Below are 13,993 nucleotides of genomic sequence, written 5' to 3' on the forward strand. Positions count from 1 at the left end.
GTCCGTCACGGACGGGGCCCGGCCCTTCGCGCCGCCCGTCCGGATCCGTAGGACGGGCGGCGGCGCTCGCGCGCTAGCGTCGCGGTACCACCAGCGCCCGCTTCAGGCGCGGTCCGAACGGCTTCTCCACCAGCTTGTGGATCAGCCAGGCGATGCCCAGCAGGCTCAGCACGCTGACGACGATCGTCGCGTAGGGCGGCAGGCCGACACCGCGGTTCAGCACGCGGACGAAGAACCAGCCCAGGTGCTCGTGCACCAGGTAGAAGGGGTACGTCAGCGCCCCCGCGACGGTCAGCCAGCGCCAGTTCGCCCAACGGGTCCAGCCCACCGCCACCACCGCGACGGCGGCGAAGGCGAGGAAGACGATCGCCTGGATGACGTGCGGGTTGCGCTGGAAGTCGCCCTGCATGCCCGGGTGCCACAGGGCGGTCACCGAGTAGCGCTGGCCGAGCAGGAAGGACATGATCACGATGCCCCACAGCAGCAGGTCGTTGCCGTAGCGGTGGATCAGGTAGAGCGCGAGTCCGCCGATGAAGAAGGGGGCGTGGTCACGCATCACCAGTTCGTCGGTGAGCGGGTTGTCGGCGACCCGGGCGAAGACACCGGCCAGGATCCACAGGGCGCAGAACAGCACCACGCGGCGGTAGGTGACGCCCCGCCAGACCACGAACAGGGCGAACATCGCGTAGAAGCGCACCTCGACCCAGAGCGTCCAGTCCACGCCCAGCACCCGGTCCACGCCCATCGGCTGCTGCAACATCGTGAAGTTGACGAGGATCTCGTCCGAGCGCAGCGGGTGGACGACGACCGGCAGGACGTAGGCCGCCACGGTGACCAGGACGATCGCCACCCAGTACGCGGGATACAGCCGGGCGACCCGGGAGCGGAAGAAGTCGCCCAACGTGCGGCCCCAGCTGCTCATGCAGATCACGAAGCCGCTGATGACGAAGAAGAACTGCACACCGAGGCTGCCGTAGGTCGCGGCCCGGGACAGGGTGGGGAACATCAGACCCGGCGACTGGTGCCAGGACTCGGCGATCGGGCCGTTCTTGCCGGCGAAGTGGTACATGCAGACCATGAGCGCGGCCATCAGCCGCAGTCCGTCCAGGGCACGCAGCCGGTCCGAGGCGCGCGGACGAGGCGCGGCGGCGGCGGACTTCTCGGGGACCTGTACCCGCACGGTGGGCGCGGGGGCCGGGCTCGTCGGTGCCAGGGCCTGGTCAGCCGCGTTCATCCAAGGGGGCCTTTCTCAGTGGATTCTTGATCATGGTGAAGTCGTGATCATTCATACGTTCGCCAAAGAAGCGACGGTACGAACCTCGGGCGGATGACAGGGAATTCCGCGTTGACACTCAGGCATCGGATAAATGTCGCCCAGATGAATGAGTTGGCGTCAGGTTGACGTCAGGGTTACGGAAAAGCGCGCCGCCCCCGGTCCGGTGAGGAAGCGGGGGTGACGCGCGGGGCCGGGTCGCGCTAGCGCCGTGACAGTGCCCGGGCCCGGCGCGCGAGACGGCGCACGGTCGCGTTGCGCGGAATGAAGGAGAGCTGCGCCGGCACGGCGCCCGGCAGCGCCAGCGCGGTCAGCCGACGGCGCTTGAAGTAGCGCCAGGTGTGCGGGTTCAGCTGATGGGAGAGGTAGTCCTCCGCCGCGCCGCGCAGCCCGGGGTAGATCTTGGGCTGCATGGCGAAGCCGACCGCCTTGAGCAGCGCCGCCAGCTGGTCCACCCGCTCCGGCGACGGCATCGTCCACGCCTCCACCGCCGCCCGGTCGGCGAGGTCGGGCAGCAGCGCGTCGACGATGGTCACCGGCACCCGGTTGCTGTTCTGGTACGGCGTGAGACGGGCCAGCACGTCGCCGGTCCCGACGCGGGCGACCGGGATGCCGTACACACCCGCCGCCGTGAGCAGCGCGGTGGAGAAGCAGCCGACGGCGAGCGCGGGCCGGGTCCGCTGGAACACCACCTCGGCCAGGACCGGCCGCTCCAGCAGGGTGAGCTCGGCGCCGAGCCGGGCCGCCTCCTCCTCCAGCAGCCGCGACCAGCGCGCGGGCGCGACCGGATGCGGCTTGAAGACCAGGCGGCGGTGCCCGAGCGCGACCGCGCCGCGCACCATGCTCAGGTGCAGTTCCTCCTCCTCGGCGTCGCCGAGGATGCCGAGTGCGGAGAGGTACTGGCCCAGCAGCAGCGCCGGCGGTTCGTCGAAGACCGGCAGCTCGTTCTCGGTCTCCGCCAGCTCGCCCAGCACCTTGAGGAACGCCTCGCCCGGCACCAGCTCGGGCGCGACACCGAACTCGGTGAGCAGCAGGGGGGTCAGACCCGGTACGAGATCGAGGTGCAGCAGCCGCCCGATCCGGGTGCCGACCAGCGGATCGATCTTGTCCCGGGTGGGGCCATAGCTTATGAGGCCGTCCGCGTACACGTCGACGGGAGCGCCGGTGAACAGCTGGCACAGCGCCAGCGACGGGTTGACCTGCACGGATTCGACGGCCAGCCGGACCTCGTCGTCACCGAGTCCCCACAGCAGCCGTACGTACCGCTCCCACATGGGGATGTCGTCGCCGCGCGGGCTCCAGCCGCTGGGGTGGAACGGCGTGATGGTCTCGTTCCAGGACAGCACCTCGTCGAAGCGCTCGGCGATCCGCGCGAAGCCCGGCATCTCGTCCACGGCCGGTGTCGTCTCGGGGTTGGCCGCGTTGTTGGTGACCAGCAGCAGCCGCCGGTCGGTCGGCTCGAACAGTCCGGCGTCCAGCGCGGCGGCCAGCGTCGCGGCACCGTACAGGGTGGACGCGCAGAAGATCCGGGTGGTGCGGGGCATCAGGCGGCCACCGTCCGGGCGGACACGGGCCTGCGGCGCAGGCGCCGCAGTCGGCTCGCCCGCTGCGAGTCCATCGTGTCCATCACTTCCGCGAGCACGTCCTGTGGCATTCGCTTCAGGGCGGCGGAGCTCAGTGAGCGCAATTTTCGAGCCACGGCGGGTTCGAACCTCTCGATTGATCCGAGATGATGAGCCATGATCGCGCAATAGGTGCGCACTGCTTTCGGCAGCAGCTTATCCGCCTCGGGGTCGAGCGCCGTTTCCTCGATCACCTGGTCGAACGCGCGAATGAAATCAAGTTGCCTGACATCCCCGATCTGGGTGAGCGAGGACGCGACCCCGCGTCGGTAGAAGACGCCCAGCAGACTCACCGCGGCGAAGGACTCCGCCTCCCGGTGCAGCTTCCAGATCCACGGCCGGTCCTCGGCCGTGCGCAGCCCGTGGGTGAAGTGCAGCAGCCCCCGGTCGACGAGCCGGCGGTGGTAGATGCCCGCCCACGCGTACGCGTAGTCGACGGACGTGGACCGGTCGGCGGGCAGGATCGCCTCGCGCGGCTTCATCACCACGCCCCGCCGGCCGTGCGGCACCCGGTGCACCGCTCGCGCCCGCCCGGTGCACTGCACATGGTCGGTACGCAGGAAGTCGCAGTTCAGCTCGTCCATGGCGGCGACCAGCTGCTCGTAGTAACCCGGGGCGAGCCAGTCGTCGCCGTCCAGGAACGTCAGGTATTCGCCGCGCGCCCGGTCGATCCCGGTGTTGCGCGCGGTCGCGAGTCCCCCGTTCTCCTCGTGTCTGACGAGTACCGCACCCGGCAACTCGCGCTCCGCGCGCGCGAGGATGTCCGGTGTCCCGTCACGCGAGCAGTCGTCGACGAGAATGAACTCGAAGTCGTCACGAGTGTTCGCCCGCAGGCTCTTGAGAGTGTCCGGCGCGTATTGCTGCACGTTGTAAAACGGCACGATGACGGAGAGCTTGACCACCCGACCGACGTTAGAGGGCCGTCCGGCACCCGTCTTTACCATTGGTTTGATGTCAGGTGAACTGCGCGTGGCGAACCTGTGAACCAGGTCTTCGCAAGTGCCGTAGGAGCCCGAAAACCCCATTCGTCGATGCGCTGTTAACCCTTTGTTGCTTTCAGGTTGGGCAGAACCTAGGAATGCCTTCCTACGGTCTACGACGTGCCAGCAAGTGCAACGAAGATCCTGCGAGTCGCCGTCCTCGCGGATTCCGACACCCGGTGGAAGTGGGGCGCGCTCACCGCGAAGCGCACTGTACCCACTAACGCGGGCGAAACGGACATCCGCCTCGACGGCTACCTCCTGCGCGGCCGAGCCACCCCCACCGCCCGGCAGCTCCAGGAGGTCGGCGTCCACGCCGACTCCCTCCGCGAGGTGACCGCCGGCGAGTTCCTGCGCGCGATGGGCGAGGAGTCGTACGACGTCCTCGTCATCGCCCTGGTCGGCGGCGGCGTCCAGGCGATGCTGCACGGCCTCCGGCACGTCTGGGCCGACCGCACGAGCCGGCCCGTCGTCGTCACCGGCTACGTCGGTGTCGTCTACGAGAAGCTCGCCGACGGCCTGCTGCTGCGGCACGGCGCCGACCTCGTGCTGGCCAACTCACGCCAGGACGCGGACCGCTTCCGCGGTGTCTACGAGGGCGTCGGCGCCGACGCGTCGTCCGTCACGGAGGTCGCGCTGCCGTTCCTCGGTGGGGCCCCGTACACCGGCGAGCACGACCCGTACACGGTCGTCTTCGCCGCGCAGCCGTCCGTCCCGGCGAGCCGCAAGGAACGCACCTACCTGCTGGAGCGCCTGATCCGGCACGCACGCGAGCACCCCGAACGCGAGGTGCTGCTCAAGCTGCGCTCCAAGCCCGGCGAGCACACCACGCACATCGAGGAGCTCCCCTACCAGAAGCTGGTGCAGCGGGCCGACCCGCCGCCCAACTTCCGCCTGGTCTACGGGCACATGGGCGAGGTCCTGGACCGCACCGACCTGCTGGTCACGGTCAGCTCGACGGCCGCTCTTGAGGCCCTGCACCGGCGTATCCCGACCGTCGTCCTGACGGACCTGGGCGTGCGCGAGGTGCTCGGCAACCACCACTTCGTCGGATCCGGCTGCCTCGCCTCCTGGGACCAGCTCGACGCCGGGCACCGGCCGACGCCGGACGAGGAATGGGTGGCCCGGCAGGGCGTCGCGGCCGACGGCTCCTACGCCACGGCGTTCGACGCGGCCCGCGCCCGGATCACCGAGCTCCTCGACCGCCCCGACGGGCTGCCGCAGCTGGCCCCGTACTACACGCCCGAGACCGCGCCCGGATACCTGCCGGGCATCCTCGCCCGCCACCACCTCGCCCCCGACGGCGCCCCGCTGCCCGGCGCGCCGGCCACCGACAAGGAACCGGGAGCGGTCCGGCAGATCGTCCGCCGGGCGGCCCGCGGCGCCTACCGGCACGGCGTGCAGCGCGTGGCGCCCGTGATCCGCCGGATGGGCGAGCTGTGAGCGCCGCCGAGACAACTGCCCAAGGAGTAGATGCCATGTCCAACCCGGAAGCGGGCCAAGGCGCTTCGATGCGCCGGGTGCTCGCGGTGATTCCCGCGCGCGGCGGCTCCAAGGGCGTGCCCGCGAAGAACCTCGCCGCCGTCGGCGGTGTCCCGCTCGTGACCCGCGCCGTGCGCGAGTGCCGGGCCTCCCGGCTGGTGACGGACGTCGTCGTCTCCACCGACGACCAGGCCATCGCGGTCGCGGCCCGCCAGGCCGGCGCCGAGGTCGTGCTGCGGCCCGCCGCCATCGCCGGCGACACCGCCACCTCCGAGGCCGCCGTCCTGCACGCCATGGACGCCCACGAGGCGCTGCACGGTTCCCCGGTCGACGTGGTGCTGCTCGTCCAGTGCACCAGCCCGTTCATCGTCCGTGAGGACATCGACGGGGTGGCCGGCGCCGTCGTCGAGAACGGTGCCGACACGGCCGTGACCGTGGCGCCCTTCCACGGCTTCATCTGGCGCGACGGCGCGGACGAGATCAACGCCGCCGAGACGGACGGCGAGGCGTCCACGGGCGGCTACGGCGTCAACCACGACAAGTCCTTCCGCCCCCGCCGCCAGGACCGCCCGCAGGACCTGCTGGAGACCGGCGCCGCCTACGCCATGGCGGCCGAGGGCTTCCGCGAGCACCAGCACCGCTTCTTCGGCCACACCGAGCTGGTCCGCACCGACCCGGCCCGTGTGCTGGAGATCGACGACCCGCACGATCTGGCCCGCGCCCGCGCGCTGGCCCCGCTGTTCGACGCGGACCGCCCCGGTTCGCTGCCGACCGCCGACGACATCGACGCGGTCGTACTGGACTTCGACGGCACCCAGACCGATGACCGGGTGCTGATCGACTCCGACGGACGGGAGATCGTCTCCGTGCACCGCGGAGACGGGCTCGGCATCGCCGCCCTGCGCAAGAGCGGCCTGAAGATGCTGATCCTGTCCACGGAACAGAACCCGGTCGTCGCCGCCCGGGCCCGGAAGCTCAAGCTCCCGGTGCTGCACGGCATCGACCGGAAGGACCTCGCACTGAAGCAGTGGTGCGAGGAGCAGGGCATCGCGCCGGAGCGCGTGCTCTACGTCGGCAACGACGTCAATGACCTCCCGTGCTTCGCCCTCGTCGGCTGGCCCGTGGCGGTCGCGAGCGCCCACGACGTCGTGCGCGGCGCCGCACGCGCGGTCACCACCGTCCCCGGTGGCGACGGCGCCATCCGAGAGATCGCCAGCTGGATCCTCGGCCCCTCTCTCGACACCCTCACCAAGTAAGGACATCTCTGCCATGAGCACCAACTCCCGTCTGCGCAAGTTCGGTTCGAAGACCGCCGGCCCGGGTCAGCCCGTCTACGTCGTCGGCGAGATCGGCATCAACCACAACGGTGAGCTGGAGAACGCCTTCAAGCTGATCGACGCCGCCGCCGAGGCCGGCTGCGACGCCGTGAAGTTCCAGAAGCGCACCCCGGAGATCTGCACCCCGCGCGACCAGTGGGACATCGAGCGCGACACCCCCTGGGGCCGGATGACCTACATCGACTACCGCCACCGTGTGGAGTTCGGTGAGGACGAGTACCGCCAGATCGACGAGTACGCCAAGAGCAAGAACATCGACTGGTTCGCCTCCCCGTGGGACACCGAGGCCGTCGCCTTCCTCGAGAAGTTCGACGTCCCGGCCCACAAGGTCGCCTCCGCGTCGCTGACCGACGACGAGCTGCTGCGCGCCCTGCGCGCCACCGGCCGCACGGTCATCCTCTCCACCGGCATGTCGACCCCGAAGCAGATCCGCCACGCGGTCGAGGTCCTCGGCAGCGACAACATCCTGATGTGCCACGCCACGTCGACGTACCCGTCGGTGGCCGAGGAGCTCAACCTCCGCGTCATCAACACCCTCCAGGCCGAGTACCCGAACGTCCCGATCGGCTACTCCGGCCACGAGACCGGCCTGCAGACCACGCTCGCCGCGGTCGCCCTCGGCGCCACCTTCGTCGAGCGTCACATCACCCTCGACCGCGCCATGTGGGGTTCGGACCAGGCCGCCTCGGTCGAGCCGCAGGGCCTGACCCGCCTCGTCCGCGACATCCGCACCATCGAGGCCTCCCTCGGTGACGGTGTCAAGAAGGTCTACGACTCCGAGCTCGGCCCGATGAAGAAGCTGCGCCGCGTCAGCGGTGTCGTCGCCGAGGCCGAGATCGCCGCTGCCGCGGGCGAGCCGGTCCAGGTCTGAGTTCACGCGTGTGACTTCGAGTCCGACATCGAGTGGCTTACGGGACGGTCGTACGTCGATGAACCCTCGCGCCGGTACCACCGGCACCCCCCACACCCTGGCCTTCGTCGAGAGCCCGGTGCAGCTCCTCAACGTGCTCGAATGGGCACATGCACACGGACTTGGCGGCCAGGAGAGGTCCGGCGCGGGGTTCACCCTCGTCGTCCTGTCCCCGATGGACCCGATGACCCGGGGCCAGCTCCGCCGCATGGCCGAGCTGGCCCGCGAAGAAGGACACGAAGTCCGCTGGGAGGAGGCGCGCGGCGGTACGACCGCGCCCTTCAGGACCATCGGCGGTCTGTCCCGGCTGCTGCGCCGGGCGGAACGTGTGGTGATGGGAGACCCCTTCTCCCGCTATGTGCAACTGCTGCTCACCATCACCCGGGCCCGCGACCTGGTCGTGGTCGACGACGGCACGGCGACGATGGAGTTCGTCGCCCAGCTGGCCCGCGGAGAGCGGCTGGTGCGCTGGCATCGCAAGGGGGGCCGGCCCGGCCCGCGCGACCTGCTGTTCGCCCCGGTGTCGTCGGCCGCCCGGCGCCGGCTGACGCCGGGCGGCGGGCGCCGGGTCGAGGTCTTCTCCTCGATGCCGATCGAGGAGGCGCCGGAAGACGTGACGATCACGGCCAACGACTTCGCCTGGACCCGCGCCCGCTTCGGCCCGCCCCGGGTCGCCAAGGGCGCGGACCTGGTCGGCACCTCACTGGTGGAGACCGGCGTGGTGGACGCCGACCGGTACGTGGAGGCGGTGCGGGCGCTGGCGAAGGCACACGGGGCGACCCGGTACTTCGCACACCGCCGGGAGAGCACCGAGAAGCTCCACCGGCTGGCGGGGGAGACGGGACTGGAGATCGTCCGCCCCGAACTCCCGCTCGAACTGATCGCCCGACGGGGTCCGATCGGACGCACGATCCTCAGCTTTCCCTCGACGGTCGTCCACACGCTGCCGCTCGCGCTGGCCGGTACCGAGGTGCGGGTCGCGGTGTGCGACATCGACCCCGGCTGGCTGACGGAGAGCGCCTCGCCCCGGGCCCAGGGCTTCCTGTCGGGCGTCACGGGCACGGCGCGTGACGTCACGCGGCTGTCGGCGGTGAGCGCGGTCTAGGACCGCCCGGCCAGGATCTGTGCGGCGGCACCGATCCCGGCCGGACGGACGCAACCGGGACAGGTCGCAGACCTGTCCCGGTTCTGTCTGCCCGGGTCTACGACCTGTCCCGGTTCTGTCTGCCCAGGTCTGCGACCTGTCCCAGGTCTGTTCGTACCGAGGTCCGGCCGGCACCTGTCCCCGGTCCCGCTCGGACTGGCCCAGGACGGTCTAGGACCTGTCCCAGTCCTGCTCGGGCCTGCGGGCGAGGAGGAACGCCCGTGGGCGCTTCTCGTCGTCCAGGGGTCCGCGCAGCAGACGCGCCTGGAGCCGGAAGCCGGTCTTCGTGAGGAGGTCGGCCACGGAGTCCGGGGTGCGCCAGTAGTAGTCGAGCGAGATCTCGTGGCCGAAGCGCTCCGACAGATGCATTCCGCCCTCCTCGTCACCCGACTGGAACCCCAGGAGCACATGGCCCCCGGGTTGCAGCACCCGGTGGAACTCGGCGAAGAGCGCCGGCAGGTGCTCGTCCGGGATGTGGATGATCGAGTAGAGGGCCAGCACCCCGCCGAGGGTCGCGTCGGGAAGGTCCAGCGACGTCATCGACCCCACGTGGAAGCGGAGCGCGGGATGCGCCTTCCGGGCCAGCGCCACCATCCCGGGGGACAGATCGACCCCGAAGACCGGAACGCCCAGGTCGTGGAGTCTGGCGGTGACGTCGCCGGGCCCGCTGCCCAGATCGGCGATGGGCGCCGCGCCGCGCTCCGTCACCAGTTCGGCGAAGGCGGTGACGAGGGACCGGTCGACCGGCAGCCCGCCGAGGCCGTCGGGGAAGCGGGCGGTGTAGTCGCGGGCGATGGCGTCGTACGAGGCCCGGGTCGCCGTTATGAAACCTGCGGTGAGGGCACTGTTCTCGGGGTGGGTCACGGGGCCGGACGTTACCGAGGGCCCCGCCGCCCCGTCCGCCCGTTCATCGAGGATTCCTCCCCCGGACGGTTTCGCGACCGGACGGGTGTGGAGCCACTCTCGTGCCACAGTGCCATCCCGACAGGTGAACAGAACGGCGTGTGTACAGCGAGGCGTGGTATGCCTGAAGAGTGGGTGGGTGCGTAGCTCGTCCGGAAAAACGGTCGAGTTTACCCGTCCACGTCGTTGCCTATGCGTCCGGCGGCCAGTTTTTCTTCGCCTAACGGGCTGAAGTTTTGTTGATCGAGGGTCAGTTGGCCGCCCCCGAGTCCTACCCTTCAGAGGGTGAAGCAATTGATGTCCCGAGAGTCCGAGGCCGATCTCCCCGGGGATGCCGTGCTCCCCGGCGCGCTGCCCGAGGCACTGCGCGCCGAACTCGTCGCCTTCCGGCGCGACCTGCACATGCATCCCGAGCTCGGCAATCAGGAGTTCCGCACCACGGCGGCGATCAAGGAGCGGCTCGAGCGGGCCGGCCTGAAGCCCCGGGTGCTCGCGGTCGGGACCGGACTCGTCTGTGACATCGGCGCGGCCGACGGGGCGTGGAACGGCGGCCCCGGCATGCTCGCCCTGCGCGCGGACATCGATGCCCTGCCCATCCCGGACATGAAGGCCGAGTGCGCGTACCGCTCCACCGTGCCCGACCGGGCGCACGCCTGCGGGCACGACGTGCACACGACCGTCGTCCTGGGCGCCGGACTCGTCCTGGCCGACCTGCACGAGAGGGGCCTGCTGCCCCGCCCCGTGCGGCTGATCTTCCAGCCCGCCGAGGAGGTGCTGCCGGGCGGCGCCGCCGACGCGATCGAGTGCGGGGCGCTGGAAGGAGTGCGGCAGATCATCGCCGTGCACTGCGATCCCAGGGTCGACGCCGGACGGATCGGTCTGCGGGAGGGTGCCATCACCTCGGCGTGCGACCGGCTGGAGATCGCCCTCGGCGGGCCCGGCGGGCACACCGCGCGCCCCCATCTGACCACCGACCTCGTCACGGCCGCGGCCCGGGTCGCCACCGACGTGCCCGCGATCGTCGCCCGGCGGGTCGACACGCGCAGCGGGCTGGCCGTGACCTGGGGGCGGATCGAGTCGGGACACGCGCCGAACGTCATTCCGCAGCGCGCCGAGCTCTCCGGCACCGTGCGCTGCCTGGACATCGAGGCGTGGCGGCAGGCGCCCGACGTCGTGGTCGCCGCGATCGACGAGGTCGCCAACCTGCACCGGGCCAAGTCCGAGATCAACTACGTGCGCGGTGTCCCGCCGGTGGTGAACGACCCGGAGGTCACCGACCTGCTGCGGGACGCCATGAGCGCGCGGCGCGGCGCGGAGTCCGTCGAGAGCACCGAGCAGAGCCTCGGCGGTGAGGACTTCTCCTGGTACCTCGAACAGGTGCCGGGGGCCCTGGCGAGGCTCGGGGTGCGCACGCCGGGCGAGCGCACGGTGCGCGATCTGCACCAGGGCGACTTCGACGCCGACGAGTCCGCGATCACGGTCGGCGTGGAGCTGTTCACCGCCGCCGCGCTGCTGGACGCGACGCGCTGAGACACGATGAGGCGCCCCGAGACCTTCCGGGACGCCCGAGACCTGCCGCGGTGCCTCCGGGCGCCCCGGGCGCCCCGAATCACGCTGAGGCGGGGTGGTGCGCAGGGGAAATGAAGGGGTGCCTGATGCGCACCTCTTCGTCCGCTTGTGTCACCCGGCCGTAACCGGTGGCGGGTGAATGTAACCCGCCGTCGGCACGAATCGATAACGGCCGCGAGAAACCCCGTTCCCCTCCCCTTCTACGCGCGTTACTGTGCGCCGGAATCGCCACCTGAGGCGGCGCAAGGGGAAGCGGGCCGGCGACGGTGCCGTGGGGATGAAGGGTGCTTGCTGTGCGTCTGATATCTCGGAGGACCAGGTTCTCCCAAGCAGCGGTGACCGTCGCGGTCGTCGCACTCGCGGCAGCCGGCTGCGGCAAGTCCAGCACCGACTCGACCAGCAGTGACTCCGAGTCCGGCAAGTACTCCGGCAAGGGCATCGGCCTCGCGTACGACATCGGCGGCAAGGGCGACCAGTCCTTCAACGACGCCGCGTTCGCCGGTTTCGACAAGGCCCGGACGGAGTTCAAGATCGGTGGCCAGGACGTCGAGCCGCAGGACGGCGAGTCCGACGCCGACAAGGTGCAGCGCCTGGAGACCCTCGCCAAGTCCGGCTACAACCCGATCATCGGCGTCGGCTTCGCCTACGCGCCGGCCGTGAAGGAGGCCGCCGCGAAGTACCCGAAGGTCACCTTCGGCATCATCGACGACGCCACCATCACGTCCGACAACGTCGCCGACATGGTCTTCCACGAGGAGCAGTCCTCGTACCTGGCGGGCGTGGCCGCGGCCAAGGCCACCAAGAAGAACCACATCGGTTTCATCGGCGGCGTGGACATCCCCCTGATCCACAAGTTCGAGGACGGGTTCGACCAGGGCGCCAAGTCCGTCAACCCGAACATCAAGATCGAGTCGCAGTACCTCACCCAGACGCCCCAGGAGGGCGGCTTCTCCAGCCCTGACAAGGGTGAGAGCGCGGCGAACGGTCAGATCGAGGCCGGCGCCGACGTCGTCTACCAGGCGGCCGGTCTGTCCGGCCAGGGCGTGATCAAGGCCGCCGCCGAGCACAAGGTGTGGGCCATCGGTGTCGACTCCGACCAGTACGCGCAGGCGGCGCTCGCCAAGTACAAGGACTACATCCTCGGCTCGGCCCTGAAGAACGTCGGCGGCGCGGTCTACGACCTGACCAAGTCGGTCGTCGACGGCAAGCCGCTGAAGGGTGAGGTGCGTGGCGACCTCAAGTCCGGCGGCGTCGGCTTCGCCGACTCCAACCCGAAGTACAAGGCGATGACCGACGTCGTCGCCGCCGTCGACAAGGCCAAGGCGGACATCATCGCCGGTACGGTCACCGTCAAGACGCAGTAGCTCCCGGGCCCCGGGAACCGGGCCCGATGGCCCGTCCGGACGTCCTCGCAGCCCGTGCGCCCCTTGCCTCCTGCAAGGGGCGCACTGCTGTCCGTAACCTGGGTGACGAAAGCGGCCACAGCTCGGTAACGGACCGGACAGAAGGGGTTTTCCGTCTCGTCTACGCGCGTTACGCTGCGGCGGAACCAGCGCCTGGCTTGGGCGCTTGCACAAAGGAGTCTCGTTCCATGCGCCGGGTGTCCCGTATTGCGGTTGCGGGCGTTGCAACCGCAGCTCTTGCCGTCACTGTTTCCGCCTGCGGAAGCTCGTCCACCTCGTCCTCCTCATCGAGCGGCGACAAGAACCTGGGCCTCGCCCTGGCGTACGACGTCGGCGGCAAGGGCGACCAGTCCTTCAACGACGCCGCCAGCGCCGGCCTGGACAAGGCCGACAAGGAGTTCGGCTACAAGAGCACGGCGGTCGAGCCGCAGGACGGCGAGTCCGACGCGGACAAGGTGCAGCGCCTGGAGACGCTGGCCAAGCAGGGCTACAACCCGGTGATCGGTGTCGGCTTCGCCTACGCGCCCGCCGTCAAGGAGGTCGCCGCGAAGTACCCGAAGACCACCTTCGGCATCGTGGACGACGAGACCATCAAGGCCGACAACGTCGCCGACCTGGTCTTCCACGAGGAGCAGGCCTCCTACCTCGCCGGTGTCGCAGCCGCCAAGGCCACCAAGACCAACACCGTCGGCTTCATCGGCGGCGTGGACGTCCCGCTGATCCACAAGTTCGGCGCCGGCTTCAAGCAGGGCGTCGAGGCCACCAAGAAGGGCGTCAAGGTCAAGGAGCAGTACCTGACCGAGACCGCGCAGGAGGGTGGCTTCTCCAGCCCCGACAAGGGCGAGAGCGCGGCCGAGGGCCAGATCGACGCCGGTGCCGACGTCGTCTACGCCGCCGCCGGTCTGTCCGGCCAGGGTGTCATCAAGGCCGCCAACGCGCACAAGGTCTGGGCGATCGGCGTCGACTCCGACCAGTACAACCAGGACGCGCTGGCGAAGTACAAGGACTCGATCCTGACCTCCGCCATGAAGAACGTCGAGGGCGCGGTCTACGACCTGGCCAAGTCCGTCCACGAGAACAAGCCGGAGACCGGCACGGTCCGCGGCAGCCTGGACAACGGTGGCGTGAGCCTGTCGGACTCCAACCCGGCCTTCAAGAGCGACGCCGCCATCCAGGACGCCGTGAAGAAGGCCGAGGAAGGCATCAAGGCCGGCACCATCACGGTCAAGACCTCCTGAAGCCGACGGTCATAGGCCTGTCGTAGACATGGCCAAAAGGGCGCTGTAATGGCAGCGTTACGGCCGCGGAACGGGGTGCGGGGAGGATGTCCCCCCGTGCCCCGTTCGCGCGGCAGAATGCTCGGAACGGAT

The 13,993-nt window shown here is 70.0% G+C and carries 11 protein-coding genes; 7 read left to right on the forward strand and 4 right to left on the reverse strand.

Features of this window, described 5'->3' with window-relative positions; genetic code table 11:
- Nucleotides 1-73: 73 nt before the first annotated feature.
- The 3 genes from ACFV0T_RS11505 to ACFV0T_RS11515 all read right to left on the reverse strand — a co-directional run bounded on the left by ACFV0T_RS11505 (nt 74) and on the right by ACFV0T_RS11515 (nt 3,797).
- Nucleotides 74-1,234, reverse strand: coding sequence for an acyltransferase family protein (locus ACFV0T_RS11505; RefSeq protein ID WP_385777023.1), 1,161 nt, complete (start codon nt 1,232-1,234; stop codon nt 74-76).
- Nucleotides 1,235-1,476: 242 nt separating this feature from the next.
- On the reverse strand, nt 1,477-2,817 hold the full coding sequence (locus tag ACFV0T_RS11510) for a polysialyltransferase family glycosyltransferase (RefSeq protein WP_385777025.1): 1,341 nt from the start codon (nt 2,815-2,817) through the stop codon (nt 1,477-1,479).
- Complete coding sequence (locus ACFV0T_RS11515) at nt 2,817-3,797, reverse strand: glycosyltransferase family 2 protein (RefSeq protein ID WP_385777373.1); 981 nt, start codon at nt 3,795-3,797, stop codon at nt 2,817-2,819. The genes ACFV0T_RS11510 and ACFV0T_RS11515 overlap by 1 nt, the downstream gene beginning before the upstream one ends.
- A gap of 198 nt (nt 3,798-3,995) precedes the next feature.
- On the opposite strand from ACFV0T_RS11515, the gene ACFV0T_RS11520 reads away from it, so the two are divergent.
- From ACFV0T_RS11520 to ACFV0T_RS11535, 4 genes are read left to right on the forward strand one after another with little or no spacing between them, the layout of a single operon-like run.
- Nucleotides 3,996-5,318 carry a DUF6716 putative glycosyltransferase gene (locus ACFV0T_RS11520; protein WP_385777027.1) on the forward strand — a complete coding sequence of 441 codons (1,323 nt, stop codon included), beginning with the start codon at nt 3,996-3,998 and terminating at the stop codon, nt 5,316-5,318.
- A 35-nt stretch (nt 5,319-5,353) separates the two neighbouring features.
- A complete protein-coding gene (locus ACFV0T_RS11525; RefSeq protein ID WP_385777029.1) occupies nt 5,354-6,613 on the forward strand; it encodes a cytidylyltransferase domain-containing protein in 1,260 nt (419 codons plus the stop codon).
- A gap of 13 nt (nt 6,614-6,626) precedes the next feature.
- Nucleotides 6,627-7,565, forward strand: a complete 939-nt coding sequence (locus tag ACFV0T_RS11530) for an N-acetylneuraminate synthase family protein (protein WP_385777031.1) — start codon at nt 6,627-6,629, stop codon at nt 7,563-7,565.
- A 58-nt stretch (nt 7,566-7,623) separates the two neighbouring features.
- Nucleotides 7,624-8,709, forward strand: a complete 1,086-nt coding sequence (locus ACFV0T_RS11535; protein ID WP_385777033.1) for a hypothetical protein — start codon at nt 7,624-7,626, stop codon at nt 8,707-8,709.
- 210 nt (nt 8,710-8,919) lie between these two features.
- On the opposite strand, the gene ACFV0T_RS11540 is transcribed toward ACFV0T_RS11535, so the two are convergent.
- A complete protein-coding gene (locus tag ACFV0T_RS11540; protein WP_385777035.1) occupies nt 8,920-9,612 on the reverse strand; it encodes a class I SAM-dependent DNA methyltransferase in 693 nt (230 codons plus the stop codon).
- Between the two features lie 336 nt (nt 9,613-9,948).
- Here ACFV0T_RS11540 and ACFV0T_RS11545 point away from each other — a divergent pair, with 336 nt between their 5' ends.
- The 3 genes from ACFV0T_RS11545 to ACFV0T_RS11555 all read left to right on the forward strand — a co-directional run bounded on the left by ACFV0T_RS11545 (nt 9,949) and on the right by ACFV0T_RS11555 (nt 13,861).
- The gene (locus ACFV0T_RS11545; protein ID WP_385777037.1) at nt 9,949-11,181 is read left to right on the forward strand and encodes a M20 family metallopeptidase; all 1,233 of its coding nucleotides are present in this window, start codon (nt 9,949-9,951) and stop codon (nt 11,179-11,181) included.
- A gap of 374 nt (nt 11,182-11,555) precedes the next feature.
- Entirely contained in the window at nt 11,556-12,584 is a 1,029-nt protein-coding gene (locus tag ACFV0T_RS11550) for a BMP family protein (protein WP_385777375.1), read from the forward strand.
- Between the two features lie 227 nt (nt 12,585-12,811).
- Nucleotides 12,812-13,861 (forward strand): BMP family protein, encoded by a 1,050-nt coding sequence (locus ACFV0T_RS11555; protein ID WP_385777039.1) that lies wholly within the window; start codon nt 12,812-12,814, stop codon nt 13,859-13,861.
- Nucleotides 13,862-13,993: the final 132 nt, after the last annotated feature.

Source organism: Streptomyces sp. NPDC059582 (genome assembly GCF_042735715.1).
In the GTDB taxonomy this organism is placed as follows: domain Bacteria; phylum Actinomycetota; class Actinomycetes; order Streptomycetales; family Streptomycetaceae; genus Streptomyces.